General features: G+C 76.3%; 22 protein-coding genes, 1 tRNA gene, 2 pseudogenes and 2 riboswitches. Of the genes and pseudogenes, 19 read left to right on the forward strand and 6 right to left on the reverse strand.

Annotated features, from left to right (window positions below; genetic code table 11):
• Positions 1-17 precede the first annotated feature (17 nt).
• Positions 18-93 (forward strand) — tRNA-His (locus tag MVA48_RS08985).
• A gap of 129 nt (positions 94-222) precedes the next feature.
• Here the strand turns inward: MVA48_RS08985 and bluB are convergent.
• From bluB to MVA48_RS09000, 3 genes are all read right to left on the reverse strand, one after another.
• On the reverse strand, positions 223-1,968 hold the full coding sequence (gene bluB / locus MVA48_RS08990; protein ID WP_246987993.1) for a 5,6-dimethylbenzimidazole synthase: 1,746 nt from the start codon (positions 1,966-1,968) through the stop codon (positions 223-225).
• Between the two features lie 31 nt (positions 1,969-1,999).
• Entirely contained in the window at positions 2,000-5,170 is a 3,171-nt protein-coding gene (cobN, locus tag MVA48_RS08995; RefSeq protein WP_246987996.1) for a cobaltochelatase subunit CobN, read from the reverse strand.
• A gap of 489 nt (positions 5,171-5,659) precedes the next feature.
• A riboswitch (cobalamin riboswitch) is annotated at positions 5,660-5,729 on the reverse strand.
• A 54-nt stretch (positions 5,730-5,783) separates the two neighbouring features.
• Positions 5,784-6,320, reverse strand: coding sequence for an FKBP-type peptidyl-prolyl cis-trans isomerase (locus tag MVA48_RS09000; RefSeq protein WP_371821203.1), 537 nt, complete (start codon positions 6,318-6,320; stop codon positions 5,784-5,786).
• Between the two features lie 90 nt (positions 6,321-6,410).
• Between MVA48_RS09000 and MVA48_RS09005 the strand changes: the two are divergent.
• The 4 genes and pseudogenes from MVA48_RS09005 to MVA48_RS09020 all read left to right on the forward strand — a co-directional run.
• Positions 6,411-6,608: pseudogene (locus MVA48_RS09005) on the forward strand (precorrin-3B synthase); the annotation flags it as partial.
• A 143-nt stretch (positions 6,609-6,751) separates the two neighbouring features.
• Positions 6,752-7,570, forward strand: a complete 819-nt coding sequence (locus MVA48_RS09010) for a precorrin-3B synthase (protein ID WP_246989393.1) — start codon at positions 6,752-6,754, stop codon at positions 7,568-7,570.
• Between the two features lie 11 nt (positions 7,571-7,581).
• The gene (locus MVA48_RS09015) at positions 7,582-8,214 is read left to right on the forward strand and encodes a precorrin-8X methylmutase (RefSeq protein WP_246987998.1); all 633 of its coding nucleotides are present in this window, start codon (positions 7,582-7,584) and stop codon (positions 8,212-8,214) included.
• Positions 8,211-9,707: a precorrin-2 C(20)-methyltransferase gene (locus MVA48_RS09020; RefSeq protein WP_246988000.1), complete on the forward strand. Its 1,497-nt coding sequence runs from the start codon at positions 8,211-8,213 to the stop codon at positions 9,705-9,707. The genes MVA48_RS09015 and MVA48_RS09020 overlap by 4 nt, the downstream gene beginning before the upstream one ends.
• On the opposite strand, the gene MVA48_RS09025 is transcribed toward MVA48_RS09020, so the two are convergent.
• Positions 9,695-10,351: a cobalt-precorrin-6A reductase gene (locus tag MVA48_RS09025; RefSeq protein ID WP_246988002.1), complete on the reverse strand. Its 657-nt coding sequence runs from the start codon at positions 10,349-10,351 to the stop codon at positions 9,695-9,697. The genes MVA48_RS09020 and MVA48_RS09025 overlap by 13 nt on opposite strands.
• Positions 10,352-10,457: 106 nt before the next feature.
• On the opposite strand from MVA48_RS09025, the gene MVA48_RS09030 reads away from it, so the two are divergent.
• The gene (locus MVA48_RS09030) at positions 10,458-11,543 is read left to right on the forward strand and encodes a cobalt-precorrin-5B (C(1))-methyltransferase (RefSeq protein WP_246988004.1); all 1,086 of its coding nucleotides are present in this window, start codon (positions 10,458-10,460) and stop codon (positions 11,541-11,543) included.
• An 8-nt stretch (positions 11,544-11,551) separates the two neighbouring features.
• Here MVA48_RS09030 and cobM read toward each other — a convergent pair whose 3' ends face one another.
• Complete coding sequence (gene cobM / locus MVA48_RS09035; protein WP_246988006.1) at positions 11,552-12,292, reverse strand: precorrin-4 C(11)-methyltransferase; 741 nt, start codon at positions 12,290-12,292, stop codon at positions 11,552-11,554.
• 4 nt (positions 12,293-12,296) lie between these two features.
• Positions 12,297-13,526: a precorrin-6y C5,15-methyltransferase (decarboxylating) subunit CbiE gene (cbiE, locus tag MVA48_RS09040; protein WP_246988008.1), complete on the reverse strand. Its 1,230-nt coding sequence runs from the start codon at positions 13,524-13,526 to the stop codon at positions 12,297-12,299.
• Positions 13,527-13,579: 53 nt separating this feature from the next.
• Here cbiE and MVA48_RS09045 point away from each other — a divergent pair, with 53 nt between their 5' ends.
• The 13 genes and pseudogenes from MVA48_RS09045 (at position 13,580) to cobA (ending at position 25,396) form a co-directional block, all read left to right on the forward strand.
• Entirely contained in the window at positions 13,580-14,521 is a 942-nt protein-coding gene (locus MVA48_RS09045) for a cobalamin biosynthesis protein (RefSeq protein WP_246988010.1), read from the forward strand.
• Positions 14,518-14,814 (forward strand): nucleotide-binding protein, encoded by a 297-nt coding sequence (locus MVA48_RS09050; RefSeq protein ID WP_246988012.1) that lies wholly within the window; start codon positions 14,518-14,520, stop codon positions 14,812-14,814. Before MVA48_RS09045 ends, MVA48_RS09050 begins: the two co-directional genes overlap by 4 nt.
• The gene (locus tag MVA48_RS09055; protein ID WP_246988015.1) at positions 14,811-16,016 is read left to right on the forward strand and encodes a cobyric acid synthase; all 1,206 of its coding nucleotides are present in this window, start codon (positions 14,811-14,813) and stop codon (positions 16,014-16,016) included. Before MVA48_RS09050 ends, MVA48_RS09055 begins: the two co-directional genes overlap by 4 nt.
• Positions 16,017-16,065: 49 nt before the next feature.
• Positions 16,066-16,159: riboswitch (adenosylcobalamin (AdoCbl) riboswitch) on the forward strand.
• A 65-nt stretch (positions 16,160-16,224) separates the two neighbouring features.
• Positions 16,225-18,252, forward strand: a complete 2,028-nt coding sequence (locus tag MVA48_RS09060; RefSeq protein WP_246988017.1) for a putative cobaltochelatase — start codon at positions 16,225-16,227, stop codon at positions 18,250-18,252.
• Complete coding sequence (gene cobO, locus MVA48_RS09065) at positions 18,252-18,866, forward strand: cob(I)yrinic acid a,c-diamide adenosyltransferase (protein ID WP_246988019.1); 615 nt, start codon at positions 18,252-18,254, stop codon at positions 18,864-18,866. Before MVA48_RS09060 ends, cobO begins: the two co-directional genes overlap by 1 nt.
• Positions 18,863-20,248, forward strand: coding sequence for a cobyrinate a,c-diamide synthase (locus MVA48_RS09070; RefSeq protein WP_246988021.1), 1,386 nt, complete (start codon positions 18,863-18,865; stop codon positions 20,246-20,248). The genes cobO and MVA48_RS09070 overlap by 4 nt, the downstream gene beginning before the upstream one ends.
• Positions 20,235-20,927 carry an energy-coupling factor ABC transporter permease gene (locus MVA48_RS09075; protein WP_246988023.1) on the forward strand — a complete coding sequence of 231 codons (693 nt, stop codon included), beginning with the start codon at positions 20,235-20,237 and terminating at the stop codon, positions 20,925-20,927. Before MVA48_RS09070 ends, MVA48_RS09075 begins: the two co-directional genes overlap by 14 nt.
• A pseudogene (locus MVA48_RS09080) lies at positions 20,924-21,079 on the forward strand (energy-coupling factor ABC transporter substrate-binding protein); the annotation flags it as partial. The gene MVA48_RS09075 and the pseudogene MVA48_RS09080, both read left to right, overlap by 4 nt.
• A gap of 145 nt (positions 21,080-21,224) precedes the next feature.
• Positions 21,225-21,962, forward strand: coding sequence for a cobalt ECF transporter T component CbiQ (cbiQ, locus tag MVA48_RS09085; protein ID WP_246988025.1), 738 nt, complete (start codon positions 21,225-21,227; stop codon positions 21,960-21,962).
• Positions 21,959-22,804, forward strand: coding sequence for an energy-coupling factor ABC transporter ATP-binding protein (locus MVA48_RS09090; protein ID WP_246989139.1), 846 nt, complete (start codon positions 21,959-21,961; stop codon positions 22,802-22,804). Before cbiQ ends, MVA48_RS09090 begins: the two co-directional genes overlap by 4 nt.
• Positions 22,801-23,148, forward strand: a complete 348-nt coding sequence (locus tag MVA48_RS09095) for a cobalamin biosynthesis protein (protein WP_246988027.1) — start codon at positions 22,801-22,803, stop codon at positions 23,146-23,148. Before MVA48_RS09090 ends, MVA48_RS09095 begins: the two co-directional genes overlap by 4 nt.
• Positions 23,148-24,191: an Rv2231c family pyridoxal phosphate-dependent protein CobC gene (cobC, locus tag MVA48_RS09100; protein WP_246988029.1), complete on the forward strand. Its 1,044-nt coding sequence runs from the start codon at positions 23,148-23,150 to the stop codon at positions 24,189-24,191. The genes MVA48_RS09095 and cobC overlap by 1 nt, the downstream gene beginning before the upstream one ends.
• The gene (gene cobA / locus MVA48_RS09105) at positions 24,188-25,396 is read left to right on the forward strand and encodes a uroporphyrinogen-III C-methyltransferase (RefSeq protein WP_246988031.1); all 1,209 of its coding nucleotides are present in this window, start codon (positions 24,188-24,190) and stop codon (positions 25,394-25,396) included. Before cobC ends, cobA begins: the two co-directional genes overlap by 4 nt.
• Positions 25,397-25,675: the final 279 nt, after the last annotated feature.

Consider the following 25,675-nt stretch of genomic DNA (forward strand, 5'->3'; position numbering starts at 1 on the left):
CTCGGTGGCCGTCCATGGTGGGTGTAGCTCAGCTGGTAGAGCACCAGGTTGTGATCCTGGGTGTCGCGGGTTCGAGCCCCGTCACTCACCCCACCCCGAGAGGCCCTGGTCGATCCCCCGACCAGGGCCTCTCCCCGTTCGCTGCGCCCCCGGGAACGGTCACAAGGGATGCCTCGCAGATGGTGGCGATGCGGGGCAGTGGCGGGGCCACTGCGCTCCGAGCTAGTGGTCCACTCGTGCTGTCCCCCGGCGCAGGGCGAGGCCATCGAGGAGCAGTCCTGCGGCGAGCGCCGCGCCCACCCCCTCGCCGGCACGCATGCGCAGGTCGAGCAGTGGCTCCAGCCCGAGATCGGTGAGGACCTGGGCGTGCCCTACTTCGCGGCTGCGCTGGCCGGCGATCAGCGAAGCCTGGACGGCCGGTTCCACGCGCACCGCCAGCAGGGCGGCGAGCGACACGACGAAGCCATCGAGGACGACCGCCGCACCGGCCGCCGCGACGCCCAGCGTGACCCCGGTCAGTACCGCCAAGTCCGGGCCGCCGAGCTCGGCGAGAACGCGGACGGGATCGTCGGCCAGCCCGGGGGCGGCCTGCCGGACCCGCTGCACAGCGGCGGCGACGACGGCGAGCTTTCGGTCGAGGACGGCGCTGTCCGCGCCGGAGCCGAGCCCGGTGACCCCCGCGGGGTCTACATCGAGCAGGCCGCAGGCGACCGCAGCGGCGACCGTGGTGTTGGCGACGCCTACCTCACCGAGCGCGACCAGCCCCGCCCCACCGACCTGCCGTCCGAGCTCGCGGCCGGCCTCGAGCAGGCGCACCGTGTCGGCCGGGCTCATCGCCGCCTGACTGACCAGATCACCGCGCCGGTCACGGGGCCGCAGCGGCGTCGCTCCCTCGATCGGCCCCCCGGCGACGCCGGCGTCCACGACGATCGGGCGCAGCCCGACCGTGCGGGCGGCGGTGGACCCGAGCGAGCTTCCGTGGACCGCGGCGCGGGTGACCTCCCGCGTGATCCCCAGGTCGTAGGCCGAGACCCGGTGCGCGGCGACGGGGTGGTCGGCGGCAGCGAGCACCAGAACGCCGTCGGCGACCTCTCCCCGACCGAGGGCGACGAGCCGGTCCAGCGCCCGGTCCAGGACCCCGAGCGACCCCGGCGGGGTCAGCAGCCGGTCGGCCCGGTCCCGGGCGGCGACCACGGCCGACGGCTCCGGAGCGCGCAGCCGGGAGTCCGGCGGGACGGGGGCGTCCGGATGGGCCGGCCAGCGGTTCGCGAGAACCACGGACGACAACGGGCTGCGCCGCGACCACCCCGCCCGTTCGAGCCCCGGGGCGGGCGGCCGCTCGTCGGGCCAGCCCAGGCACAGCCAGCCCAGTGTGACCACGCCGTCGGGCAAGCCCAGCAGGGAGGCCAGGTCCTCCGGGCGGAACAGAGTGACCCAGCCAAGCCCGAGCCCCTCCGACCGCGCGGCCAGCCACAGGTTCTGGATCGCGGTTGCGCAGCTCCACAGGTCGGCGTCCGGGAAGGTCGCCCGGCCCAGCACCCCGGCGGCGGCGGTCCGGCGATCGCAGCAGACGACCACACCCAGGGGCGCCTCCCGGACGCCTTCCAATTGCAGGTCAAGCAGCCGACGGGCGGCCTCGGGCTCGAGCTGGCCGGCCTGGCGCAGCCGTTCCCGGTCGGTGAGCACCGCGGCGCGGTCGCGGACCTCGGGATCGTCGACGACCACGAACCGCCACGGCTGGCTGTGGCCCACGGAGGGCGCCTCGTGGGCGGCGGTGAGAATTCGGGTGAGGACGTCGTCCGGCACCGGGTCCGGGCGGAACCGGCGGACGTCGCGCCGCGCGGCCACGACCTCGTACAGGGCGTCGCGCACCGACGGCGGCATGGCCCAGCCGGTGGGGTCCGCCGCCCGCTGCGAGGCGGACGTCCGATCACCGATCAGCGGCACCGGCCGCGGCCACACGCTCATCCGAGACTCCCGCCCCTTCCTCCCGGCTCGTTCACTGGACCGGCGCGCCGCTGCCCTCCAGGTCGCCCTCGGTGTCGAGGTAGGCCTGCTGGAGCTCGGCCAGCAGGGCCGGGTCGGGCTCGGCCCACATCTTCCGGTCGGCGGCCTCCAGCAGCCGTTCGGCGATGCCGTGCAGCGCCCACGGGTTCGACGTCTCCATGAACTCGCGGTTCTCGGGATCGAGCACGTAGGTCTGGGCCAACTTTTCGTACATCCAGTCGGCGACCACGCCCGTCGTGGCGTCGTAGCCGAACAGGTAGTCGACGGTGGCGGCCAGCTCGAACGCGCCCTTGTAGCCGTGCCGGCGCATCGCCGCGAGCCACTTCGGGTTGACCACCCGGGCCCGGAACACCCGCGCGGTCTCCTCGGTCAGCGAGCGGGTGCGCACGGACTCCGGGCGGGTCGAGTCGCCGATGTAGGCCGCCGGCTCGGCGCCGGTGAGCGCGCGGACCGTGGCCACCATCCCGCCGTGGTACTGGAAGTAGTCGTCGGAGTCGGCGATGTCGTGCTCGCGGGTGTCCACGTTCTTGGCCGCGACGGCGATCCGCCGGTACGCCGTCTCCATGTCGGGCCGCGCCTGCACGCCGTCGAGGTCCCGGCCGTAGGCGTAGCCGCCCCACACCGCGTAGACCTCGGCGAGGTCGGCGTCGCCCCGCCAGTCGCGGGAGTCGATCAGCGACAGCAGCCCCGCCCCGTAGGCGCCGGGCTTCGAGCCGAACACCCGGGTGGTGGCCCGCCGCCGGTCCCCGTGCGTGGCGACGTCGGCCTCCACGTGCGCCCGCACGAAGTTCTGCTCGTCCGGCTCGTCGAGCGAGGCGGCCAGGGTCACGGCGTCGTCGAGCATGGTGACCACGTGCGGGAAGGCGTCCCGGAAGAAGCCGCTGATCCGCACGGTGACGTCGATCCGCGGCCGGCCCAGCTCGTCGAGCGGCACCGGCTCCAGCGCCGTCACCCGGCGGGAGGCGTCGTCCCAGACGGGGCGGACGCCGAGGAGTGCGAGCACCTCGGCGACGTCGTCCCCGGAGGTGCGCATGGCCGACGTCCCCCAGACCGACAGCCCGACCGACCGCGGGTACTCCCCCGTGTCGGCGCAGTAGCGCTCGACCAGCGACTCGGCGAGCGCCTGCCCGGTCTCCCAGGCCAACCGCGAGGGCACGGCGCGCGGGTCGACGGAGTAGAAGTTCCGGCCGGTCGGCAGCACGTTGACCAGCCCGCGCAGCGGCGAGCCCGACGGCCCAGCGGGCACGTAGCCGCCCTCCAGGGCGTGCAGGGTGGCGTCGAGCTCGTCGGTGGTCCGGGCCAGGCGCGGCAGCACCTCTTCGACGGCGAAGCGCAGGACGGCGGCGACCTGCTCGTCGTCCCTGCCCAGGACGTCCCGCACGACCTCGTCCACCGCTCCGGTGGTCCAGTCGCGCTGCTCCATGCTCTCGACCAGCGCCTGCGCCTGCGCCTCGACGGCGTCCGTGGCGTGCAGCCCGGCGGTGCCGTCCTCGGCCAGCCCGAGCGCCTCGCGCAACCCGGGCAGTGCCACCGAGCCGCCCCAGATCTGGCGGGCACGGAGCATGGCGAGCACCAGGTCGACCCGATCCTGGCCGACGGGAGGTGCGCCGAGCACGTGCAGGCCGTCGCGGATCTGCGAGTCCTTGATCTCGCACAGCCACCCGTCGACGTGCAGGATCATCTCGTCGAAGTGGTCGTCCTCCGGCCGCTCGTTCAACCCCAGGTCGTGCTCGAGCTTGGCGGCCTGCAGCAGCGTCCAGATCTGCGCGCGGACGGCCGGCAGCTTCGCCGGGTCCATCGCGGCGACGTTGGCGTGCTCGTCGAGCAGCTGCTCCAGGCGCGCGATGTCGCCGTAGGTGTCGGCCCGCGCCATGGGCGGGACCATGTGGTCGACGAGCGTGGCGTGCGCCCGGCGCTTGGCCTGCGAGCCCTCGCCCGGGTCGTTGACGAGGAACGGGTAGACCAGCGGCAGGTCGCCGATCGCGGCGTCCGGCCCGCAGGAGGCGCTCAGCCCGACGGTCTTGCCGGGCAGCCACTCCATGTTGCCGTGCTTGCCGACGTGCACCAGCGCGTGCGCGCCGAACTCCGACCGCAGCCACCAGTAGGCGGCCAGGTAGTGGTGCGACGGCGGCAGGTCGGGGTCGTGGTAGATCGCGATCGGGTTCTCGCCGAAGCCGCGCGGCGGCTGCACCATGACGACGACGTGGCCGGCGCGGAGAGCTGCGAACACGATGTCGTCGCCGTCCACGAACAGCGTGCCCGGCGGCTGCCCCCAGTGCTCCACCATCGCGTCGCGGAGGTCCTCGGGCAGCGTGTCGAAGAAGGCGCGGTAGCGCGCGGCCGGGATGCGCACCGGGTTGCCCGCCAGCTGCTCCTCGGTGAGCCAGTCGGCGTCCTGCCCGCCCGCGGCGATGAGGGCGTGGACCAGGGCGTCGCCGTCCAGCTGGGCGACGCCGGGCAGCGCGCCGGGGCCGTCGAAGGGCCCGATGTCGTAACCCTGCCCCTGCATCGCGGCCAGCAAGCGGACCACGGACGCCGGGGTGTCCAGGCCGACGGCGTTGCCGATGCGGGCGTGCTTGGTCGGGTACGCCGAGAGCATCACCACGATCCGGCGCTCGGCCGGCGGGGTGTGCCGCAGGCGGGCGTGCGCGACGGCGGTGCCGGCCACGCGCGCGGCGCGCTCGGCGTCCGCGACGTAGTGCGTCAACCCGTCGGCGTCGGTCTCCTTGAACGAGAACGGCACGCTGATCAACCGGCCGTCGAACTCGGGGATCGCGACCTGGTTGCCGACGTCGAGTGGGGACAGCCCGTCGTCGTCGGCGAGCCACTCGTCGCGGGAGCGGGTGAGGCACAGGCCCTGGATCACCGGGACGTCGAGCTCGGCGAGCGCGCCGACGTCCCAGGCGCCGTCGTCCCCGCCCGCCTGCGCGGTCGCCGGCCGGGAGCCGCCGGCCGCCAGCACGGTGACCACCAGGGCGTCGGCGCCCTTCAGCGTCGCGAGCAGCTCGGGGTCGACCGAGCGCAGGGAGGAGGTGAAGACCGGCAGCGCCTGCCCGCCCGCGTCCTCGATCGCGCTGCACAGCGCCTCGACGAAGGCGGTGTTCCCGGCGAGGTGGTGCGCCCGGTAGTACAGGACGGCGACGGTGGGACCGCTCGCCGGCACCCCCGCTCCAGCACGCCCCAGTCGGGTGCGACCGACGGCGGCTCGAACCCCTCGCCGGTCAGCAGCACGGTGTCGGACAGGAATCGGCGGAGCTGGACGAGGTTCTCCGGCCCGCCCTGCGCCAGGTAGCCGTGCGCTTCCGTGGCCACGCCCATGGGAACGGTGGACAGCTCCATCAGCTCGGCGTCGGGCACCTGTTCCCCACCGAGGACGACGACCGGCGCGGGACCGGCGAGCAGCGGCGCCAGCATCTCCTCGTACTGCCGCCGGACGCCCAGGATCCGGACGACGACCAGCGGGCTGCCCTCGACGAGGGCGGCCATCGCAGCGGCATCGAGGCGGGCGGGGTTGCCCAGCCGCCAGCCGGCGCCCGAGGCCCGGGCGGACAGCAGGTCGGTGTCGCTGGTGGACAGCAGGGTGAAGGCAAGGTCGCTCACGGCGCGTTCCTCACTCGGGGTCCGCGCCCCGGGTCGTCGGGCACGGCAGCCGGAGTGTCTGGCTGACCCGGTCGCCCGGGCTCACAGTGGCGGGACCGCGTCGGACTCGCACCGACTTCCTCGCTGACTGCCGTGATGGACGCCGACGCTACCGGGCCCCGTCCGGGCCACCGGCGTCAGGCGACCTCGACCAGGTCGAGGACGAAGACGAGCGTGGCGTCCCCGGGGATCGGCCCCTGGCCGGTCGGGCCGTAACCCAGCTCGCTGGGGATGGTCACCATCCGCCGGCCGCCGACCTGCATGCCGGTGATCGCCTGCTCGAAGCCCGGGATGACCTGACCCGCCCCGACCCTCACCGGCAGCGTCTCGTCGGCGCCCCGGCTCCACGACGAGTCGAACTCCTCGCCGGTCTCGTAGAAGGCGCCGACGTACTTGACCGCGACGGCGGTGCCCTGGACGGCCTCGGCGCCGTCCCCGACGACGACATCGCTGACCTGCAGACCGCACGGCGGCGCGGCGTCGGTGGCCGGCACCTCCGGCTTCTCGGACATGTCCGTCGAGACCTCGTCCGGGGCGTCCGCCGTCTCCGCCCGCGTCTCGCACGCCTGGGACGTCGGGGCGGCGGCGCCGCCCTCGGCAGTCTCGTCCCCGCAGGCGGTGAGGGCGAGGACCAGGGCGGTCGGGACGGCGAGCAGGGCGGCGCGGCGGGACATGGATCTCCTGGGTGAGGGCGTCCCACCACTGAACCACGCGCCGGCGCCGCACCTGCGCGGCACGCGGCCGGACGTAGCCTCGGTGCCGCCATGACCGCCGCCCCGCAGCCCCGCGACCGCGCCGACGCCTGCCCGGGCGCCCTCCAGACGCACGCCGCCGCCGACGGCGCGCTGGCGCGGGTCCGGGTGCCCGGGGGCACGCTCACCGCCGCCCAGCTGCGGGTGCTCGCCGCCGCCGCGCGCGACCTCGGCGACGGCGCCCTGGAGCTGACCAGCCGGGGGAACGTCCAGCTCCGCGGACTGCGGCCTGGGTCCGAGCCCGAGCTCGGCGACCGGCTGGCCGCGGCGGGCCTGCTGCCGAGTGCCACCCACGAAACCGCGCGCAACCTCCTCGCGAGCGTCCTGAGCGGCCGGGCGGCGGGCTGCTCGACGTGCGGCCCTGGGTGCCGGCCTTCGACGCGGAACTGCGCGCCGACCCCCGGCTGGCGTTGCTGCCCGGCCGGTACCTCGCGGCCTTCGACGACGGCCGCGGCGACGTCGCGGGGTTGGGCGCGGACGTCGGCCTGCTGGCCCTCGACGCCGGCACCGTGGCGCTGCTCCTCGCCGGGGCCGACACGGGGCTGCGTGCGGTACCGCAGGACGCCGTCGGGCTCGCCCTCGCCGCCACGCGCGCGTTCCTCGACGAGCGCGCGCGCCAGGGCGGCACGGCCTGGCGCCTGGCCGAGTTGTCCGCCGGGGGCGCGCGGATCGCCGGTGCGCTGGGCGGGCAGCGCGCCGAACCCGTCCCCGTGCCGCCGTCCCCGGTGACCGGGCCCGCGGGCGCCGTCGCGCAGTCCGACGGGCGCACCGCACTGGTCGCCGTCGTCCCGCTCGGCCGGCTGACCGCGACACAGGCCGACCTCCTCGCCGCGACGGCGCCGACCGACCTCCAGGTGACGCCGTGGCGCAGCGTCGTCGTGCCGGACCTGGCCGATGCCGCAGCCGCGGCCGAGCTGACCGCGGCGCGCCTGGTCCTCGATCCCCGCAGCGCCTGGCTGCGGGTCACCGCGTGCGCGGGTCTGCCCGGCTGCGCCAGGTCGCTGGCCGACGTGCGGGCCGACGCGTCGAGGGCGGTGGCCGCCGGGGCTCTGCCCGCGGCCGGGGCTCGCCAGCACTGGGCCGGCTGCGGGCGCCGCTGCGGCCGCCCGTCCGGAGCGGTCGTCGACGTGGTCGCCACCGGCCAGGGATACCGGATCGGGAGCGGCACGTAGCCTCCTCGCCGATGTTCGAGCAGAGGTACGAGTACGAGAAGGACGGCGCCGAGATCTACCGGCAGTCGTTCGCCACCATCCGGGCCGAGGCCGATCTCGGCGCCCTGCCCGGGGACGTCGCCCGGGTCGCGGTGCGCATGATCCACGCCTGCGGGCAGGTGGACCTGGTCGACGACCTGGCCTTCTCCCCCGCCGTGGTCCAGCGCGCCCGCGCGGCCCTGGACGCCGGGGCACCGGTGCTCTGCGACGCCGAGATGGTCGCCTCCGGGATCACCCGCCGGCGGTTGCCGAAGGACAACGACGTCGTCTGCACGCTGAACGACCCGCGCACCCCGGGGCTCGCGGCCCAGCTCGGCACCACGCGCACCGCCGCCGCGCTGGAGCTGTGGCGGGACCGGCTCGACGGTGCCGTCGTGGCCATCGGCAACGCCCCCACCGCGCTCTTCCACCTGTTGGAGATGGTCGCGGCCGGGGCTCCCCGGCCGGCCGCCGTCCTCGGCATCCCGGTCGGGTTCATCGGGGCCGCCGAGTCCAAGGACGCCCTCGCCGCCTCGAATTTCGACTTCCTCGTGGTCCGCGGTCGCCGCGGCGGCAGCGCCATCACCGCCGCTGCCGTGAACGCGATCGCGAGCGAGGTCGAATGACCGGCCGTCTCTACGGCGTCGGACTGGGCCCGGGCGACCCTGAACTGGTCACGGTCAAGGCCGCTCGGCTCATCGCTGCCGCCGACGTCGTCGCCTTCCACGCCGCCCGGCACGGCCGGTCGGTCGCGCGCGGGATCGCCGAGCCGTACCTGCGCGAGGGCCAGGTCGAGGAGCTGCTGGTCTACCCGGTGACCACCGAGACCACCGACCACCCCGGTGGCTACCAGGGCGCCATCGACGAGTTCTACGAGGCCGCGGCGGCGCGGCTGGCCGCGCACCTCGACGCAGGGCGCGACGTCGTCGTGCTGGCCGAGGGCGACCCGTTCTTCTACGGCTCGTACATGCACATGCACAAGCGGCTGGCGCACCGGTACCCGACCGAGGTCGTCCCCGGCGTGACCAGCGTCAGCGGGGCCGCCGCGGCCGTCGGCCGCCCGCTGGTCGAGCGGGACGAGGTGCTCACCGTCCTCCCCGGTACCCTGCCCGCCGACGAGCTCGCCGAGCGGCTGGCGTCGACCGACTCGGCCGCGGTGATGAAGCTCGGCCGCACGTTCCCCCAGGTGCGCGAGGCCTTCGACCGCGCCGGCGTCCTCGACCGCGCTCTCTACGTCGAGCGGGCGACGACCGACCGGCAGCGCACGGCGCCCCTGGCGGACGTCGACCCGGCGAGCGTCCCCTACTTCTCGCTCGCCCTCCTGCCCAGCCCCCTCACCGGCGATCTGCCCGTCGCGGACCGGTCGGCCGACGACGGGGCGGCCGCCGGCGAGGTCGTCGTCGTGGGACTCGGCCCCGGCGGGCGCCATTGGACGACCCCCGAGGCGGCCGACGCGCTGGCCACCGCCGAGGTGCTCATCGGCTACGGGCCCTACCTGGACCGGGTGCCGGCCAACCCGCGCCAGGAGCGGTTCCCGACCGACAACCGGGTGGAGGCCGAGCGGGCCGCCCACGCGCTGGAGCTCGCCCGATCGGGACGGCGGGTGGCCGTGGTCTCCAGCGGTGACCCCGGCGTCTTCGCCATGGCCGCCGCGGTGCTCGAGGTGGCCGAGCGACCGGGGTTCGTGGACGTCCCGGTGCGCATCGTGCCGGGGCTCACCGCCGCCCAGGCCGTCGCGTCACGGGTGGGGGCGCCGCTGGGGCACGACTTCTGCGTGCTGTCGCTGTCCGACGTCCTCAAGCCCTGGGACGTCGTGGTCGACCGGCTCCGCCACGCGGCCGCGGCCGACCTGGTGATCGCCCTCTACAACCCCCGGTCCCGGCACCGCCCGCACCAGCTCGGTGAGGCACGGCAGGCGCTCCTGGAGGTGCGGTCCCCGGACACCGTGGTCGTCGTGGGCCGGGACGTCGGCGGGCCCGAGGAGCAGCTCACCGTGACGACGCTGGGCGACCTGGACCCCGAGACCGTCGACATGCGCTGCCTGCTGATCATCGGCTCGTCGCGCACCCGGGTGGGCGCCGGCGGCGCCGTCTGGACGCCGCGGACCTATTCCGTCTGAGCCCGCACCCAGGCCAGCGCCTCGTCGACCGTCGCGACGGTGGGCACCCCGGGCGGCGGCGGCGGGCGCCGGACCAGCACGACCGGCAGCCCGAGCGCGCGGGCCGCGATCAGCTTGGCCTCGGTCAGGTGCCCGCCGGAGTCCTTGGTGACGACGACGTCGACCGCGTGCCCGCGCATCAGCGACAGCTCGTCGTCGAGGCTGAACGGGCCGCGCTCGAGCACGACGGTGGTGCGCGCCGGCAGCGGCGGCCCGGGCGGGTCGACGGAGCGGACCACCACCCGCTCGGTCAGCCCGGCGAAGGCGGCCAGGCCGGTGCGCCCGGTGGTGAGGAAGACGCACCCGAGCCCCGCGACGGCGTCGGCGGCCTCCTCGAGCGAGCCGACCCAGCGCCAGTCGTCCCCTGGCTGCGCCCCCCACCCCGGGCGCTGCAGGCGCAGCAGCGGGACGCCGGTGACCTCGGCCGCCCGCGCCGCCGACGTGCTGATGACCTGCGCGAACGGGTGCGTCGCGTCGACCACGGTCCGCACCGGGTTGTTCCGCAGCCAGCCGATCAGCCCCTCGGCGCCGCCGAAGCCGCCGACGCGCACGTCGCCCGGTGGCAGGACCGGATCGGCGACCCGGCCGGCCAGCGAGCTGAGCACGTCGACCCCCCGGCGAGCAGCGCCCTGGCCAGCCGCCGGGCCTCCGCGGTGCCGCCCAGCACCAGCACCCGGCCGGTCACGCGCACCGGCCGGGCATGCTGATCGCGTGAGTCGGGACGGCACCACGGGGCTGCGCTACGGGTGGACGACGGGCGCCTGCGCGACCGCCGCCACCACCGCCGCCTACACCGCGCTGCTCACCGGCGAGTTCCCCGACCCCGTCCGGATCGACCTGCCCAACGACAGGCACCCGTCCTTCGCGCTGGCCACGGAGGCGATGGAGGCCGACGCCGCGAGCGCCGGGGTGGTCAAGGACGCGGGCGACGACCCCGACGTCACGCACGGGGCGCTCGTCTCGGCCCGGGTGACGCCCGGCGATCCCGGCACCGGGGTCACCTTCCGCGCCGGGCAGGGCGTCGGCACGGTGACGAAGCCGGGCCTGCCGCTGCCGGTCGGCGAGCCGGCGATCAACCCGATGCCCCGGCAGTTCATCCGCGAGCACGTCGCCGCGGTCGCCGCGCGGCACGGGGGCACCGGCGACGTCGTCGTCGAGATCTCGGTCGAACACGGCGAGGAACTCGCACGGCGCACCTGGAACCCGCGCCTGGGCATCCTCGGCGGCCTGTCCATCCTGGGCACCACGGGGGTCGTCGTCCCCTACTCGTGCTCGTCGTGGATCGACTCGATCCGCCGCGGCATCGACGTGGCCCGGGCGGCCGGTCGCGAGCACGTGGCCGGGTGCACCGGCTCGACCAGCGAGCGAGTGGTCACCGAGCTCTACGGCCTGCCCGAGGACGCGCTGCTCGACATGGGGGACTTCGCCGGCGCGGTCCTCAAGTACCTGCGCCGCCACCCCGTCCCGCGGTTGACGGTGGCCGGCGGCATCGGCAAGCTGGCCAAGCTCGCCGACGGGCACCTCGACCTGCACTCCGGCCGCTCGCAGGTGTCCACCGAGTCGCTCGCCGCCATGGTGCGGGACGCCGGCGGCTCCACGGGACTGGTGGACGGCGTCCGGGCGGCGAACACCGCCCTCGACGCGCTGCAGCAGTGCTCGACCGCCGGCCTGCCGCTCGGCGACCTGGTCGCCGCCGGTGCCCGGGACACCGCCCTCGGCGTCCTGCGCGGCGCGCCGGTCGAGGTGGACGTCGTGGTCATCGACCGCGGCGGCACCGTCGTCGGTCGCGCCGGCTGACCGGTCGGTCAGCGGCATCGGGTCGTCGAGTACAGGTGGCTGTCGGGGAACTGGCCCGCGGTCAGCACGGCACCCACGATCACGACGGCGGTCCGCTTCACCCCGGCCGACTCCACCTGCTCCGCGATGTCGGCGAGGGTGCCGCGCAGCACCAGCTCGTCGTCCCGGCTCGCCCGCGCGACGACCGCGACCGGGCAGTCGGCGCCGTAGTGGGGCAGCAGCTCGGGCACCAGCTCGGTCATCCGCTGCACCGCCAGATGCAGCACCAGCGTCGCGCGCGAGGCGCCGAGCGTGGCGAGGTCCTCCCCCGGCGGCATCGGCGTGGAGCGAGCCGACGTCCGGGTCAGGATGACCGTCTGGCCGACGCCCGGCACGGTCAGCTCGCGCTTGAGCGACGCCGCGGCGGCGGCGAAGGCCGGCACGCCGGGGACGACGTCGTAGGGCACGCCGAGCGCGTCCAGCCGGCGCATCTGCTCGGCCATCGCGCTGTAGACGCACGGGTCACCGGAGTGCAGCCGGGCGACGTCCAGCCCCGCCTCGTGGGCGGCCAGCAGCTCCGCGGTGATCTGGTCGAGGTCGAGATCGGCGGTGTCGACCAGCCGGGCGCCGGGCGGCGCGGTCTCCAGCAGCTCGCGCGGGACCAGCGCGCCGGCGTACAGGCAGACCGGCGCGGTGGCGATGATCCGGGCGGCCCGGACGGTGACCAGGTCCGGCGCGCCTGGGCCGGCTCCGATGAAGTGCACGGTCATGGGGCTACCGAACCACGGAGAAGATCGTGACCGGCATCGCGGCCTTCCAGCCGGAGTACGAGCCGACCGGCTCCGCGCGCTGGACGGCGATCCGTACCAGCTCCCCGCCGACCCGGGTGAACCAGCCGGCCAGCACCGCCTCGCTCTCGACCGTGACCGCGTTGACCACGAGTCGCCCGCCGGCCGGCAGCGCCGCCCAGCAGGCCTCCAGCAGCGACGGCGTCGTCGCCCCGCCGCCGACGAACACCGCGTCGGGGGCCGGCAGCCCGGCCAGTGCCTCCGGCGCCCGTCCCTCGACCACCTGCAGCCCCGGGACCCCGAGGTGGGCGGCGTTGCGCGTGATGCGGGCGGCCCGGTCGGGGTGCGACTCGACGGCGACCGCACGGCAGGAGGGATGGGTGCGCATCCACTCGATGCCGATCGAGCCGGCGCCTGCCCCGACGTCCCAGAGCAGCTGACCGGGCAGCGGGACGAGCCGGGCCAGGGTGACCGCGCGGACCTCGCGCTTGGTCAGCTGGCCGTCGTCCTCGAACGCGGCGTCGGGCAGACCCGGCACGGTCGGCAGCGGCACCGTGCCGGGATCGGCGACGGCCTCGACGGCGGTCACGACCAGCGGGTCGACCACCCAGTGCGGCCACTCCGCCGCCGGGCCGGTCAGCGCGTGCTCCGCGGGCCCGCCGAGCTGGGCCAGCGCGGTGACCCGGCTGGCGCCGTACCCCAGTCGGGCGCACAGCGCGGCGACCGCGGCCGGCGTACGGCCGTCGGAGCCGAGCACGAGCAGCCGCCGGCCGGGCGTGACGTGCTGGGCCACCAGCTCCAGCGCGCGGCCGACGACCGTCACGACGGCGGTCTCCTGGACCGCCCAGCCCAGCCGCGCGCAGGCCAGGCTGACCGACGAGGGGTGCGGGAGAACGCGCACCGCGCCCGGCCCGTGCAGCCGCACGAGGGAGGCGCCGACTCCGGAGAGCATCGGGTCGCCGCTGGCCAGGACGACGACGCGCGAGCCCCCGAAGTCCTCGGGCAGCGTGGCGAGAGCGGGGCCCATGGGCGACGGCCACGGCAGGCGCCGGGCGGGCACGTACCCGGGCACGAGGCCCAGCTGGCGGGCGCTGCCGCGCAGCACGTCGGCCTCCTCAACCGCGCGGCGGGCGGCCGGCGACAGGCCGCCCCACCCGTCGGCGCCGATGCCCACGACGGTCACCGGCGCGGTCGGATCCCGGTCGTCAGCACGCACGACGGGCGATCCTAGGCACGGCCCGCCGGAGCCGGTTGACACGATGGGCGGCGATGGACACCTCGATCGCGACCGGCCTGGCGCTGGGCGCCGCCGCCGACCTGCTGCTGGCCGACCCGAGGCGTGGCCACCCGGTGACCGGGTTCGGCACGGTGGCCGCGGCGCTCGAGCGGGCGGTCTGGCGGGATTCCCGGGCGGTCGGCAGCGGCTACGCCTTCGGGTTGGTCGGCACGACCGCCGGGCTCGGTGTGCTGGTGGACCGGGCCACGCGGCAGCGCCCGGTGGCCCGGTCGGCCGCCACCGCCGCGGCCACCTGGGCGGTGCTCGGCGGCACCTCGCTCGGCCGGGCCGCCGGCCGCATGCGGAGCGCGCTGGACGCCGGCGACGTGGCGGCCGGCCGGGCGGCGCTGCCTGCGCTGGCCGGCCGCGACCCGAGCACCCTCGGGGTGGACGGGCTGGCCCGGGCGACCGTCGAGTCGGTCGCGGAGAACACCTGCGACGCCGCCGTGGCCCCGCTGTTCTGGGGCGCCGTCGCCGGCCTGCCGGGGCTGCTCGGGTACCGCGCCGTGAACACCCTCGACGCCATGGTCGGCCACCGGTCACCGCGGTACGAACGCTTCGGATGGGCGGCGGCCCGCCTCGACGACGTCGCCAACTGGCTGCCGGCCCGGCTGACCGCGGCGCTCACGGTCGCGAGCGCGCCGCTCAGCGGCGGCTCGGCGGCCGGAGCCCTGCGCACCTGGTTCCGGGACGGCGCCGCCCATCCCAGCCCGAACTCCGGTCGCTGCGAGGCGGCGACGGCCGGCGCGCTCGGCGTCCGGCTGGGCGGGCGCAACGTCTACGGCTCCCGGGTGGAGGTCCGCCCGACCCTGGGGTCCGGTCGGCCGCCCGAGCCCCGCGACATCGGCGCGGCCGTCCAGCTCTCCCGGACGGTGTGGCTGCTCGGCGCCGCGGTGCTCGCGGTGGCCGCCCGGCTGATGCGGGCCCGCTCGTGAGCGGCGCCCTGCTGGTCGCCGGCACGACGTCGGACGCCGGCAAGTCGGTCGTCACCGCGGGCATCTGCCGGTGGCTGGTGCGCCAAGGCGTCTCGGTGGCGCCGTTCAAGGCGCAGAACATGAGCAACAACTCGATGGTCACCCGCGACGGCGCCGAGATCGGCCGGGCGCAGGTGATGCAGGCGGCCGCCGCGCGGGTGGAGCCCGAGGCGGCGATGAACCCGGTGCTGCTCAGCCGGGCGGCGACAACTCCAGCCAGGTCGTCGTCCTCGGCCGGCCGGTCGCCGACGTGACCGCCCTGTCCTACCGGCCGATGAAGGCCGCGCTGCTCGAGCAGGTGCTCAGCAGCCTGGCCGACCTACGCGCCCGCTTCGACGTCGTGGTCTGCGAGGGCGCCGGCTCCCCCACCGAGATCAACCTGCGCGCCGACGACATCGCCAACATGGGCCTGGCCACCGCCGCGGGGCTGCCCGTGCTGATCGTCGGCGACATCGACCGCGGCGGCCTGTTCCCGGCGCTGTACGGCACGGTCGCGCTGATGCCGCCGGCCGACCAGCGCCTGGTCGCCGGCTTCCTGGTCAACAAGTTCCGTGGCGACGTCCGCCTGCTCGAGCGCGGGCTGGTCGAGCTCGAGCGGCTCACCGGCCGGCCCACCCTCGGCGTGCTGCCCTGGCTCGCCCGCCTGGAGCTGGACGTCGAGGACTCGCTCGGCGTCCCCACCGGCGGCACCCTCACCGGGCCGCCGCACGGCGAGGACGTGCTCCGCGTCGCGGTCGCCCGGCTCCCCCGGCTGTCGAACTTCACCGACCTCGACGCCCTCGCCGCCGAGCCCGGCGTCCTGGTCCGCTACGTCACGCGGGCCGAGGAGGTCGCCGACGCCGACCTGGTGGTGCTCCCGGGCACCCGGTCGACGGTCGCCGACCTCGCCTGGCTCCGCGAGACCGGCCTGGCCGACGCGGTGCGCCGGCACGCCGCCGCGGGCGGCCCGGTCCTCGGCATCTGCGGCGGGCACCAGATGCTGGCACGCACGATCACCGATCACGTCGAGTCCCGGGCCGGCACGGTCGACGGGCTCGGGCTGCTGCCCACCGACGTCCGCTTCGCCCCGGAGAAGACCCTCGGCCGCCCCTCGGGCGCGGCGCTCGGGCACCCGGTACGCGGCTACGAGATCCATCACGGGATCGTCGCCGTCGACGACGGCGCCGAGCCGTTCCTGGACGGCGCCCGCGCCGGGTCGGTCGCCGGCACCACCTGGCACGGCGCGCTGGAGAACGACGGCTTCCGGCGAGCGTTCCTCCGGGACGTGGCCGCCACCACCGGCCGTCGGTTCGTACCGGCCCCGGACACCGACTTCGCCGCCGTGCGCGAGGCCCGTCTGGACCGGCTCGGGGACCTCGTCGAGGAGCACACCGACGCCGCGGCGCTGTGGCGGCTGATCGAGACGGGCACCCCCGCAGGCCTGCCGCCGCTGCCCCCGGGGTCCGGCGCCGGCTGACCGGGGCTGTCGGCCCGGCGACCGCGTGTGGTTCCATGACCCAGCCACACGCGACGGCAGTGGAGGAAGCCCGGTGAGATTCCGGCGCGGTCCCGCCACTGTGAGCCGGCCCAGCCGGTGAGTCAGGAACTCCCGCCGTCGCGCTCCTGACACCTCCGGGCGTGGACACCCGGGGAGAGGACGCGTGACCCGTGCGCCGTTTCCGCGCATGACCTACCCCTTCAGCGCCGTCGTCGGCATGGACGACATGCGGCTGGCCCTTCTGCTCAACGCCGTCTCCCCTGCCGTCGGCGGCGTGCTGGTGCGCGGGGAGAAGGGCACGGCGAAGTCGACGACGGTCCGTGCGCTGGCCGCGGTCCTGCCGCCGGTCGCCGTCGTTCCCGGCTGCCGTTTCGCGTGCGACCCCGCCGCGCCCGACCCAGGCTGCCCCGACGGGCCGCACGAGCCCACGGCCGGTGGCCCGGTCCGCCCGGCGCGGCTGGTCGAGCTGCCCGTGGGCGCCTCGGAGGACCGGGTCGTCGGCTCGCTGGACCTGGAGCGCGCGCTCACCGAGGGCGTGAAGGCGTTCGAGCCCGGCCTGCTGGCCGCCGCCCACCGCGGCGTGCTCTACGTCGACGAGGTCAACCTGCTGCACGACCACCTGGTCGACCTGCTGCTGGACGCCGCGGCGATGGGCACCGCCTACGTGGAGCGGGAGGGCGTGTCGGTCCGGCACGCCGCCCGCTTCCTGCTGGTCGGCACGATGAACCCGGAGGAGGGCGAGCTGCGGCCGCAGCTGCTCGACCGCTTCGGGCTGACCGTCGAGGTGGCCGCGCCCCGCGATCCGGCCGAGCGCGCGGAGGTGGTCCGCCGGCGGTTCGCCTCGGACGCCGATCCCGCGGGCTTCGGCGCCGCCTGGTCGGGCGAGGAGTCCGCGCTGGCCGCGCGGATCGCCGATGCCCGCGCCCGGCTGCCGCACGTCGTCCTCTCCGACGCCGCGCTGCGGCAGGTGACCGCCGTGTGCGCCGCCTTCGACGTCGACGGCCTGCGCGCCGACCTGGTCACCGCCCGCGCCGCGATCGCGCACGCCGCCTGGTCCGGCCGCGACGAGGTGACCGAGGACGACGTGCGGGTGGCCGCCCGGCTGGCCCTCCCCCACCGCCGCCGGCGCAACCCGTTCGACGCCCCGGGACTGGACGAGGAGACGCTGGAGCAGGCGCTGTCCGACAGCCGCCCCGACGACGACCCCCAGCCGGACGGCGACGGACCGGGGGTCGGCAAGGGCCCGCCTCCGCCGACCGACCGGGACGCCTCCGCCGGGAACGACGACGAGGAACCTCCTGCACCGGAAGTCCCTGACGACGGCGGGGCGACGACGGCGCCGCGGGGCGAGGGCGGTGGGTCCACCGCGGCCGCACCGGTGCCCGAGCGAGCCGCCGTCGCGCCGTCCGACCCGTTCCGCGCCCGGCGGCTGGAGGTCCCCGGCATCGGCGCGGGCGCGGCCGGCCGTCGGTCGCGCGCCCGCTCCGAGCGCGGCCGGGTCGTCGGCTCCACCCGACCGGCCGGCACCGTCACGAAGCTGCACCTCCCCGCCACCGTGCTCGCCGCGGCGCCGCACCAGCGAGCGCGCGGGCGCAGCGGCCCGGGCCTGCGGATCGCCCGCGAGGACCTGCGCCAGGCCACCGTGGAGGGTCGCGAGGGCAACCTCGTCCTGTTCGCGGTCGACGCCAGCGGCTCGATGGGCTCGCGGGCACGGATGGCCGCCGTCAAGGGCGCCGTCCTGTCCCTGCTCCTGGACGCCTACCAGCGCCGCGACAAGGTCGGCATGGTCACCTTCCGCGGCGCCGCGGCCGAGGTCGCGCTCCCGCCCACCTGGTCGGTGGAGGCGGCCGCCGCCCGGCTGACCGAGCTACCCACGGGTGGGCGGACGCCGCTGGCCGCGGGGTTGCTCAAGGCGCACGACGTCCTCCGGCTGGAACGGATCCGCGACCCGCAGCGCCGGCCGCTGCTCGTCGTGGTCACCGACGGCCGCGCCACCGGCGCGCGGTGCGGTGCCTCGCTCGCCGAGGCCCTCGCCGCCGCGGCGCTGCTGGCGGCCAGCGGCACGGCCGCGGTCGTCGTCGACTGCGAGTCGGGCCCGGTCCGGTTGGGGCTGGCGGGAGCGCTCGGGACGGCGCTCGGCGGCGAGACCCTGCGGCTGGAGGAGCTGGCCGCTGACGCCCTGGCCGAGACCGTCCGCAGCGCCAGGGCCGCCTGATGCCCCGGGGACAGGTCGCGGTCGACCCGCAGGACGGGCTCACCACGAAGCAGCGGCGCAACCGGCCGCTGCTGGTGGTCCACACCGGCGAGATGAAGGGCAAGTCGACCGCCGCGTTCGGCATGGCCATGCGCGCCTGGAACCAGGGCTGGCCGGTCGCGGTCTACCAGTTCGTCAAGAGCGCCAAGTGGAAGGTCGGCGAGGAGAACGCGCTGACCGCGCTCGGCCGGCTGCACGAGCAGACCGGTGAGGGCGGGCCGGTCGTCTGGCACAAGATGGGCAGCGGCTGGAGCTGGTCGCGCCGGCAGGGCACCGAGACCGACCACGCCGCCGACGCCGCCGAGGGCTGGGCGCAGATCAAGCGGGACCTGGCCGCCGAGGCGCACCGGTTCTACGTCCTCGACGAGTTCACCTACCCCATGACGTGGGGCTGGGTCGACGTGGACGACGTCGTGGCGACGCTGACCGCGCGCACCGGCACCCAGCACGTGGTGATCACCGGCCGCACCGCGCACCCGGCGCTGGTGGAGGCGGCGGACCTGGTGGTCGAGATGACGAAGGTCAAGCACCCCATGGACGCGGGCCAGAAGGGTCAGCGAGGCATCGAGTGGTGACGGTGCCCCGGCTGGTGGTGGCGGCCCCGAGCAGCAACGCGGGCAAGACGTCGGTGGCCACGGGGCTGATCGCCGCCCTCACCGCCCGCGGGCTCGCCGTCGCGCCGCACAAGGTCGGCCCCGACTACATCGACCCCGGCTACCACGGCCTGGCGGCCGGCCGGCCCGGCCGCAACCTGGACCCGTGGCTGGTCGGCGAGGACCGGATAGGCCCGCTCTTCCTCCGGGGGGCCCTGCACCCGCGGCCGGCCGACATCGCAATCGTCGAAGGCGTCATGGGGCTGTTCGACGGCGCGACCCACCCGTCGGTCGAGCCCGGTTTCGCCTCCACCGCGCACGTCGCCGGGCTGCTGCGGGCACCGGTCGTCCTCGTCGTCGACGCCTCGTCCCAGGCGCGGTCGGTGGCCGCGCTCGTCCACGGGTTCGCGACCTTCTCCCCCGACGTGCGGCTCGGTGGCGTCGTGCTCAACCGGGTCGGCACCGACCGGCACGAGGCCATCCTCCGCGAGGCGCTCGGCGCCGCCGGCGTGCCCGTGCTCGGTGCCGTGCGCCGGATGGCGGAGCTGCACACCCCGTCGCGGCACCTCGGCCTGATCCCGGCGGCCGAGCGGTCGGACGCCGCGCTGGCGACGGTCCGCAGGCTGGGCGAGGTCGTGGCCGCCGCCGTCGACCTCGACGCCGTGCTCACCCTGGCGAGGTCCGCTCCTCCCCTCGACGCCCGTCCCTGGGACCCGGCGCTGGAGGTCGCGGCCACATCCGCCCGGCCCCGGATCGCGGTCGCCGGCGGACCGGCCTTCACCTTCGGCTACGCGGAGAACGCCGAGCTGCTCGAGGCCGCGGGCGCGGAGGTCGTCGCCGTCGACCCGCTGCGCGACGAGGCCCTGCCACCCGGCACCGCGGGGCTCGTCGTGGGCGGCGGCTTCCCCGAGGTGCACGCCGCCGAGCTGTCGGCCAACGAGACGCTGCGCGCCGACGTCGCGGCCCTCGCGGCCCGGGGCGCTCCCGTCGCCGCGGAGTGCGCCGGGCTGCTCTACCTCGCCCGCGAGCTCGACGGCCTGCCCATGTGCGGGGTGCTCGACGTGGCGACGGCGATGTCGCCCCGGCTCACCCTCGGCTACCGCGCCGCCGAGGCCGTCAGCGACTCGGTGCTCGCTTCGGCCGGCACCCGCGTCCGCGGCCACGAGTTCCACCGGACGCACGCCGCGCCGGCCGCCGGTCCCGACGCCGCGTGGCGGTGGTCGGCGGCCGGACCCGAGGGCTTCGTGGCCGGCTCTGTGCACGCCTCCTACCTGCACCTGAACTGGGCCGGCAGCCCCCAGCTGGCCCAGCGCCTCGTCACCTCCTCCGCCCGTCGATCGGAGAACGCCCGTGCACATCGCTGAAGGTTTCCTGCCGGTGGGGCACGCGGTCGGGTGGACGGTCGCCGCCGCCCCGTTCGTCGTGCACGGCGCGAGGGCCGTCGTGAAGGAGGTGCGGGAGAACCCGGAGTCGACGCTGCTGCTCGGCGCGGCCGGAGCCTTCACCTTCGTGCTGAGCGCCATCAAGCTGCCCTCGGTCACGGGCAGCTCCAGTCACCCGACCGGCACCGGCCCCGGCGCCATCCTGTTCCGACCACCGGTGATGGCGCTCCTCGGCACCGTCGTGCTGCTGTTCCAGGCCCTGCTGCTGGCGCACGGCGGCCTGACCACGCTGGGCGCGAACGCGTTCGCCTTCGCCGTGGTCGGTCCCTGGGCCGGGTACGGCGCCTACCGCCTCGTCCGCGGGGCGGGCGCGGGGCTGCTGCCGGCCGTCTTCGCCGGCGTCGCCCTGGCCGACCTCGCCACCTACGTCACCACGTCGCTCCAGCTCGCGCTGGCCTTCCCGGACGCGGAGAGCGGCCTGGCGGGCGCGCTGCTGAAGTTCCTCGGCGTCTTCGCGGTCACCCAGATCCCGCTGGCCGTCGGCGAGGGGCTCCTGGGCGTCCTGCTGTTCCGCGTCCTCACCGTCAACGCGCGACCCGAGCTCGAGCGGCTCGGCGTCCTCCAGCCCGCTCCCGCCGTTCCCGCCGGAGGTGCCGCATGATCCGCCGCACGCTCGTCACCGGGCTCCTCGTCCTCGCCGTCGTCGCCCTCTTCGCCGTCCCCCTACTGCTCGACGGCGGCACGTCGGAGTACGGCGGCACCGACGCCGCGGTCACCGAGGAACTGGAGGCGTCGGGCCACACCCCCTGGGTCGACCCGCTGTCCAGCCCGACCGGCGAGGTCGAGTCGGGCCTGTTCGCGCTGCAGGCCGCCCTCGGCGGCGGCGTCCTGGGCTACGTCCTCGGCGGCTGCGCGGCCGGCGGAGGACCCCGCCGGCGGCCGCGGGAGCCGGCGAGCGGTGACCGGCCTGGCCGTCGACGACGCGGCGTGGGCCAGCGCCTGGCGGCGGCGCGCGCCCGGCGACAAGCTGCTGCTCTGCGGCGGGCTGGTCGTCACCGCCCTCGTGCTGCCGGCCTGGCCCGGCAGTGCACTGGTCGGCGTCGTGGCGGTCGTGCTCGCGCTCGGCCCCGCGCGGGTGCCCACCCGCACCTTCGCCCGCGCGGTGCGCTGGCCGCTGGCCTTCGTCGCGATCGGTGCGTTCACCGCCGTCGTCACGGTGGACGGCGGCCGCCTGGGCTGGGCGCCGGACGCCGCGACCACCGCCGGCTCCCTGGTGGGGCACGCGCTGGCCGGAGGCGCGGCCGTGCTGCTGCTGGCGACGACGACGCCGATGTCGGACCTGCTCCCGGCACTGCGCCGCGCCCGGGTGCCGGCCGCCGTCGTCGAGGTCGCCGCGGTCGTCTACCGGCTGCTGTTCGTGCTGCTGGACAGCCTGCGCACCATCCGCGAGGCGCAGGCCTCCCGGATGGGCTACTCCTCGCTGCGCCGCTCCTACCGGTCCTCCGGCGCGCTGGCCGCCGCCGTCCTCATCCGCTCCTGGGACCGGGCCCGCCGGATGCAGGACGGGCTGGCCGGCCGGGGCCTCGAGACGGGTCTGCGCGTGCTGCCCGAGACGCTGCCCTCCTCCGCCGCCTTCCTCGCCGCCTCGGGTGCCGGGATCGCCGGCATCGTCGCGGCCACGCTGGTGCTGGCATGAGTCACCGCGCGCTGGCCGCCGCCGGGCTGGTCGCCGGCTACGGGTCGGGCAGCCGTGTGCTCGACGGCGCCTCCCTGACCGTGCCCGCCGGCCGGCGGCTCGCCCTGCTGGGCGCCAACGGCTCGGGCAAGACGACGCTGCTGCGCTGCCTGTCCGGCGCGCTGCGCCCGACAGCCGGGACGGTCACCGTCGACGGGGTTTCCGTGGCGTACTCCCGCTCCGGGCTGCGCACGCACCGCCAGACCGTGCAGCTGGTCCTGCAGGATCCCGACGACCAGCTGTTCAGCGCCTCCGTCGCGCAGGACGTCTCGTTCGGCCCCCTCAACCTGGGTCTGGACGACGAGGCGGTGCGGGCCCGGGTGGCCGAGGCGCTGCACCTGCTCGCCCTCGACCCCCTGTCGGCGCGGCCCACCCACCAGCTGTCCTACGGCGAGCGCAAGCGGGTGGCGATCGCGGGTGCCGTCGCCATGCGCCCCTGCGTGCTGCTGCTGGACGAGCCGACCGCGGGACTCGATCCCTCCGCTGTCACCGAGACGCTGGCGGCGCTGGCCCGGTTGCAGGAGCACGACAGCACCGTGGTCATGAGCACCCACGACGTCGACCTCGCGTTGCGGTGGGCGGACGAGGTCGCCGTGGTGGTGGACCGGGCCGTCGTCCAGGGCCGGCCGGACGAGGTGCTGGCGGACACGGCGCTGCTCGGCCGCGCGCGGCTGGACCGGCCGTGGGCGCTGACGGTCGGAGCCCGGCTGCGCGAGCTGGGCCTGCTGCCGCCCGGCGCGCTCCCGCGCACCACGGACGACCTGCTGGCGGCGCTGCCCTCGGCACCGGCGGTGCGCCCGTGATCACCGTGGGCGTCGGGACGTCCAGCGGGGTGAGTGCGGCGGAGGTGCTGGCCGCGGTGGACGCGGTGCTGCCCGCCGGCGCGACCTCCGTGCGCCTGTCGACCCTCGACACGCGGCTACTGGAGGCGGGCATCCGCGAAGCGGCGGCGCACCGGGGCTGGCGGCTCGTCGGCCACCCCGCCGCCGTGCTGGCCGCGGTGCCGGTCCCGACGCCGTCGGCGCGGGTCGCGGCCGCCGTCGGCACCGCCTCCGTGGCCGAGGCCGCGGCATTGGTGGACGGCGGCTCGCTCATGGTGCCCAAGACGGTGCTCGGCCGGGTCACCGTGGCCCTGGTGGTCGGCTGATGACCGATCTCCACCACCACGGCGACGCGGAGCTGGCCCCCGGCCTGGTCGACCTCGCCGTCAACGTCCGCGCCGACGCGCCGCCGGCGTGGCTGCGCACCGTGCTGCACGCCTCGATCGACGCCGCGGCGGCGTACCCGGATCCCGCGCCGGCCCGGGCGGCGGTCGCCGCCGCCCACGGCCGCCCCGTCGAGGAGGTGCTCCTCGCAGCCGGCGCGGCCGAGGTCTTCGTCCTCGTCGCCCGGGCCCTGCGCCCCCGGCTCGCCGCTGTCGTCCACCCGTCGTTCACCGAGCCGGAGGCGGCGCTGCAGGCGGCCGGGCACCCCGTGACCCGCGTGCAGCTGCGTGCCGAGGACGGCTGGCGGCTCGACCTGTCCGCGGTGCCCGAGGAGGCCGACCTCGTCGTGCTCGGCAACCCGACGAACCCGACGTCCGTGCTCCACCCGACCGCCGACATCGCCGACCTGGCCCGACCGGGGCGGGTGCTCGTGGTCGACGAGGCCTTCGCCGACACGGTGCCCGGAGAACCCGGCTCGGTGGCAGCCCGACGGGAAATCCCCGGCCTGCTCGTCGTGCGCAGCCTGACCAAGACCTGGGGACTGGCCGGTCTCCGGGTGGGCTATGCGCTGGGTCCAGCACCGCTGGTGGCGCGCCTGGCCGCCGCCCAGCCGCACTGGCCGGTGTCCACGCCCGCGCTCGCCGCGCTCGTCGCCTGCAGCACGGCCGCTGCGCGCGCCGAGGCCGAGGCGGTGGCGCGGGACGTCGACCGGTGGCGAGCGGCGCTCATCGGGAGCCTGCCGCCCTCCGTGGTCGTGGAGGGGAGTCCCCGCTCCTCCTTCGTGCTGCTCCGCGTCCCCGGCGGGGCGCGGGTGCGCGCCCAGCTGCGGCGGCGGGGCTGGGCGGTGCGGCGCGGGGACACCTTCCCCGGCCTGACCGCGGACCACCTCCGGGTCGCCGTGCGACGACCCGAGGTCTCCTCCGCCTTCGCCTCCGACCTGGCCGCCGTCCTTTCACCCGTCCCGACTCCCGAGGAGGTGCCATGACCACCATCTCGCTCCCCCGTCCGTCCGCTCCCCTGCACCCGGTCGGCCTCCGGCTCCAGGACCGGCAGGTGGTCGTCGCCGGCGGAGGTGCCGACGCCTACCGGGCCGTCGTCGGCCTGCTGGATGCCGGCGCGGTCGTCACTGTCGTCAGCCCCACGGTCGTACCCGCGCTCGAGGCGCTCGCCGGCTCCGGGGCGCTGTCGTGGACCCGGCGCCGCTACGCCTCCGGGGATCTGGCGTCCGCCTGGTACGCCGTGGCGGCGACCGAGGACCCGGCGACGGACGAGGCCGTCGCCGCCGACGCCGAACGTGACCGGATGTTCTGCAGCCGTGCCGACGACCCAGGCGCCTCCAGCGCCTGCGCCGCCCTGGCCGTCGCCGAGGAACCGGTACCGCACGACGGCCGGCGCGGCCGGGTCGTCCTGGTCGGGGGTGGGCCGGGTGACCCCGGCTTGATCACCGTGCGCGGCAGGCAGGCGCTCGCGCAGGCCGACGTCGTGGTCGTCGACCACCTGGGCCCCCGGTCGCTCCTGGCCGGGCTGCGCCACGACGTGGAGGTCGTGGACGCGTCGAAGCTGCCGCGCGGACGGGCGATGCCGCAGGAGGAGATCAACGAGCTGCTGGTGTCGCACGCCCGCGCGGGCGAGATGGTCGTGCGCCTCAAGGGCGGCGACCCGTTCGTGTTCGGCCGCGGTATGGAGGAGCTGCTCGCGTGCGCGGCCGCCGACGTCCCGGTCGAGGTCGTCCCCGGCGTCACCAGCGCGGTCGGGGTCCCCGGGGTGGCCGGGATCCCGGTGACCCACCGCGGCCTCACTCACGACTTCGTCGTGGTCTCCGGGCACCTACCCCCGGACCACCCCCAGTCGCTCGTCGACTGGTGCGCGATCGGCAGGCTGCGCGGCACCGTCGTCGTCCTCATGGGGGTGGAGACGGCGCCGGCGATCGCCGCCGCGCTCATCCGGCACGGCCGCAGGCCGGACACCCCCGTCGCTGTCGTGGTCGAGGGAACGACCGGCGGGGAGCGCTCGGTCCGGACGACCCTGGCGGACCTGGGGACGACGATGCGCGAGGAGTCGGTCCGCCCGCCGGCCGTATGGGTCGTCGGTGACGTCGTGCAGTTGGCCGCAGCGGCCGACCAACCGACGTCGGTCGACGCTCTGAGCCGCTGGGCGACGACCACCCGCCCGGTCCCGCCCGGACGGTGACTGGGGGCAGATCGGGGGGGCAAGCCGGACGATGAGGGCCGCTCAGGACCGCTCAACGACCATCGGGAGCGGCGGTGATACCCGGTGGCCTGCGGGCTCGCCGTGCCCAGGCCCGGGACGGCCGCACTGGCGGGTTCGAGCCCCGTCACTCCCCTTACGAGGAGGCCCTGACCCGTTCCCGGCCAGGGCCTCCTTCCGTGTCGCCCCGCGCCGACCGGCCCCCGGTAGCGTGCTGGGACCGACCGCCGACCACGGCGGGCGCCCGAGGAGGAGGAGCGG

This window comes from Blastococcus sp. PRF04-17, assembly GCF_023016265.1.
In the GTDB taxonomy this organism is placed as follows: domain Bacteria; phylum Actinomycetota; class Actinomycetes; order Mycobacteriales; family Geodermatophilaceae; genus Blastococcus_B.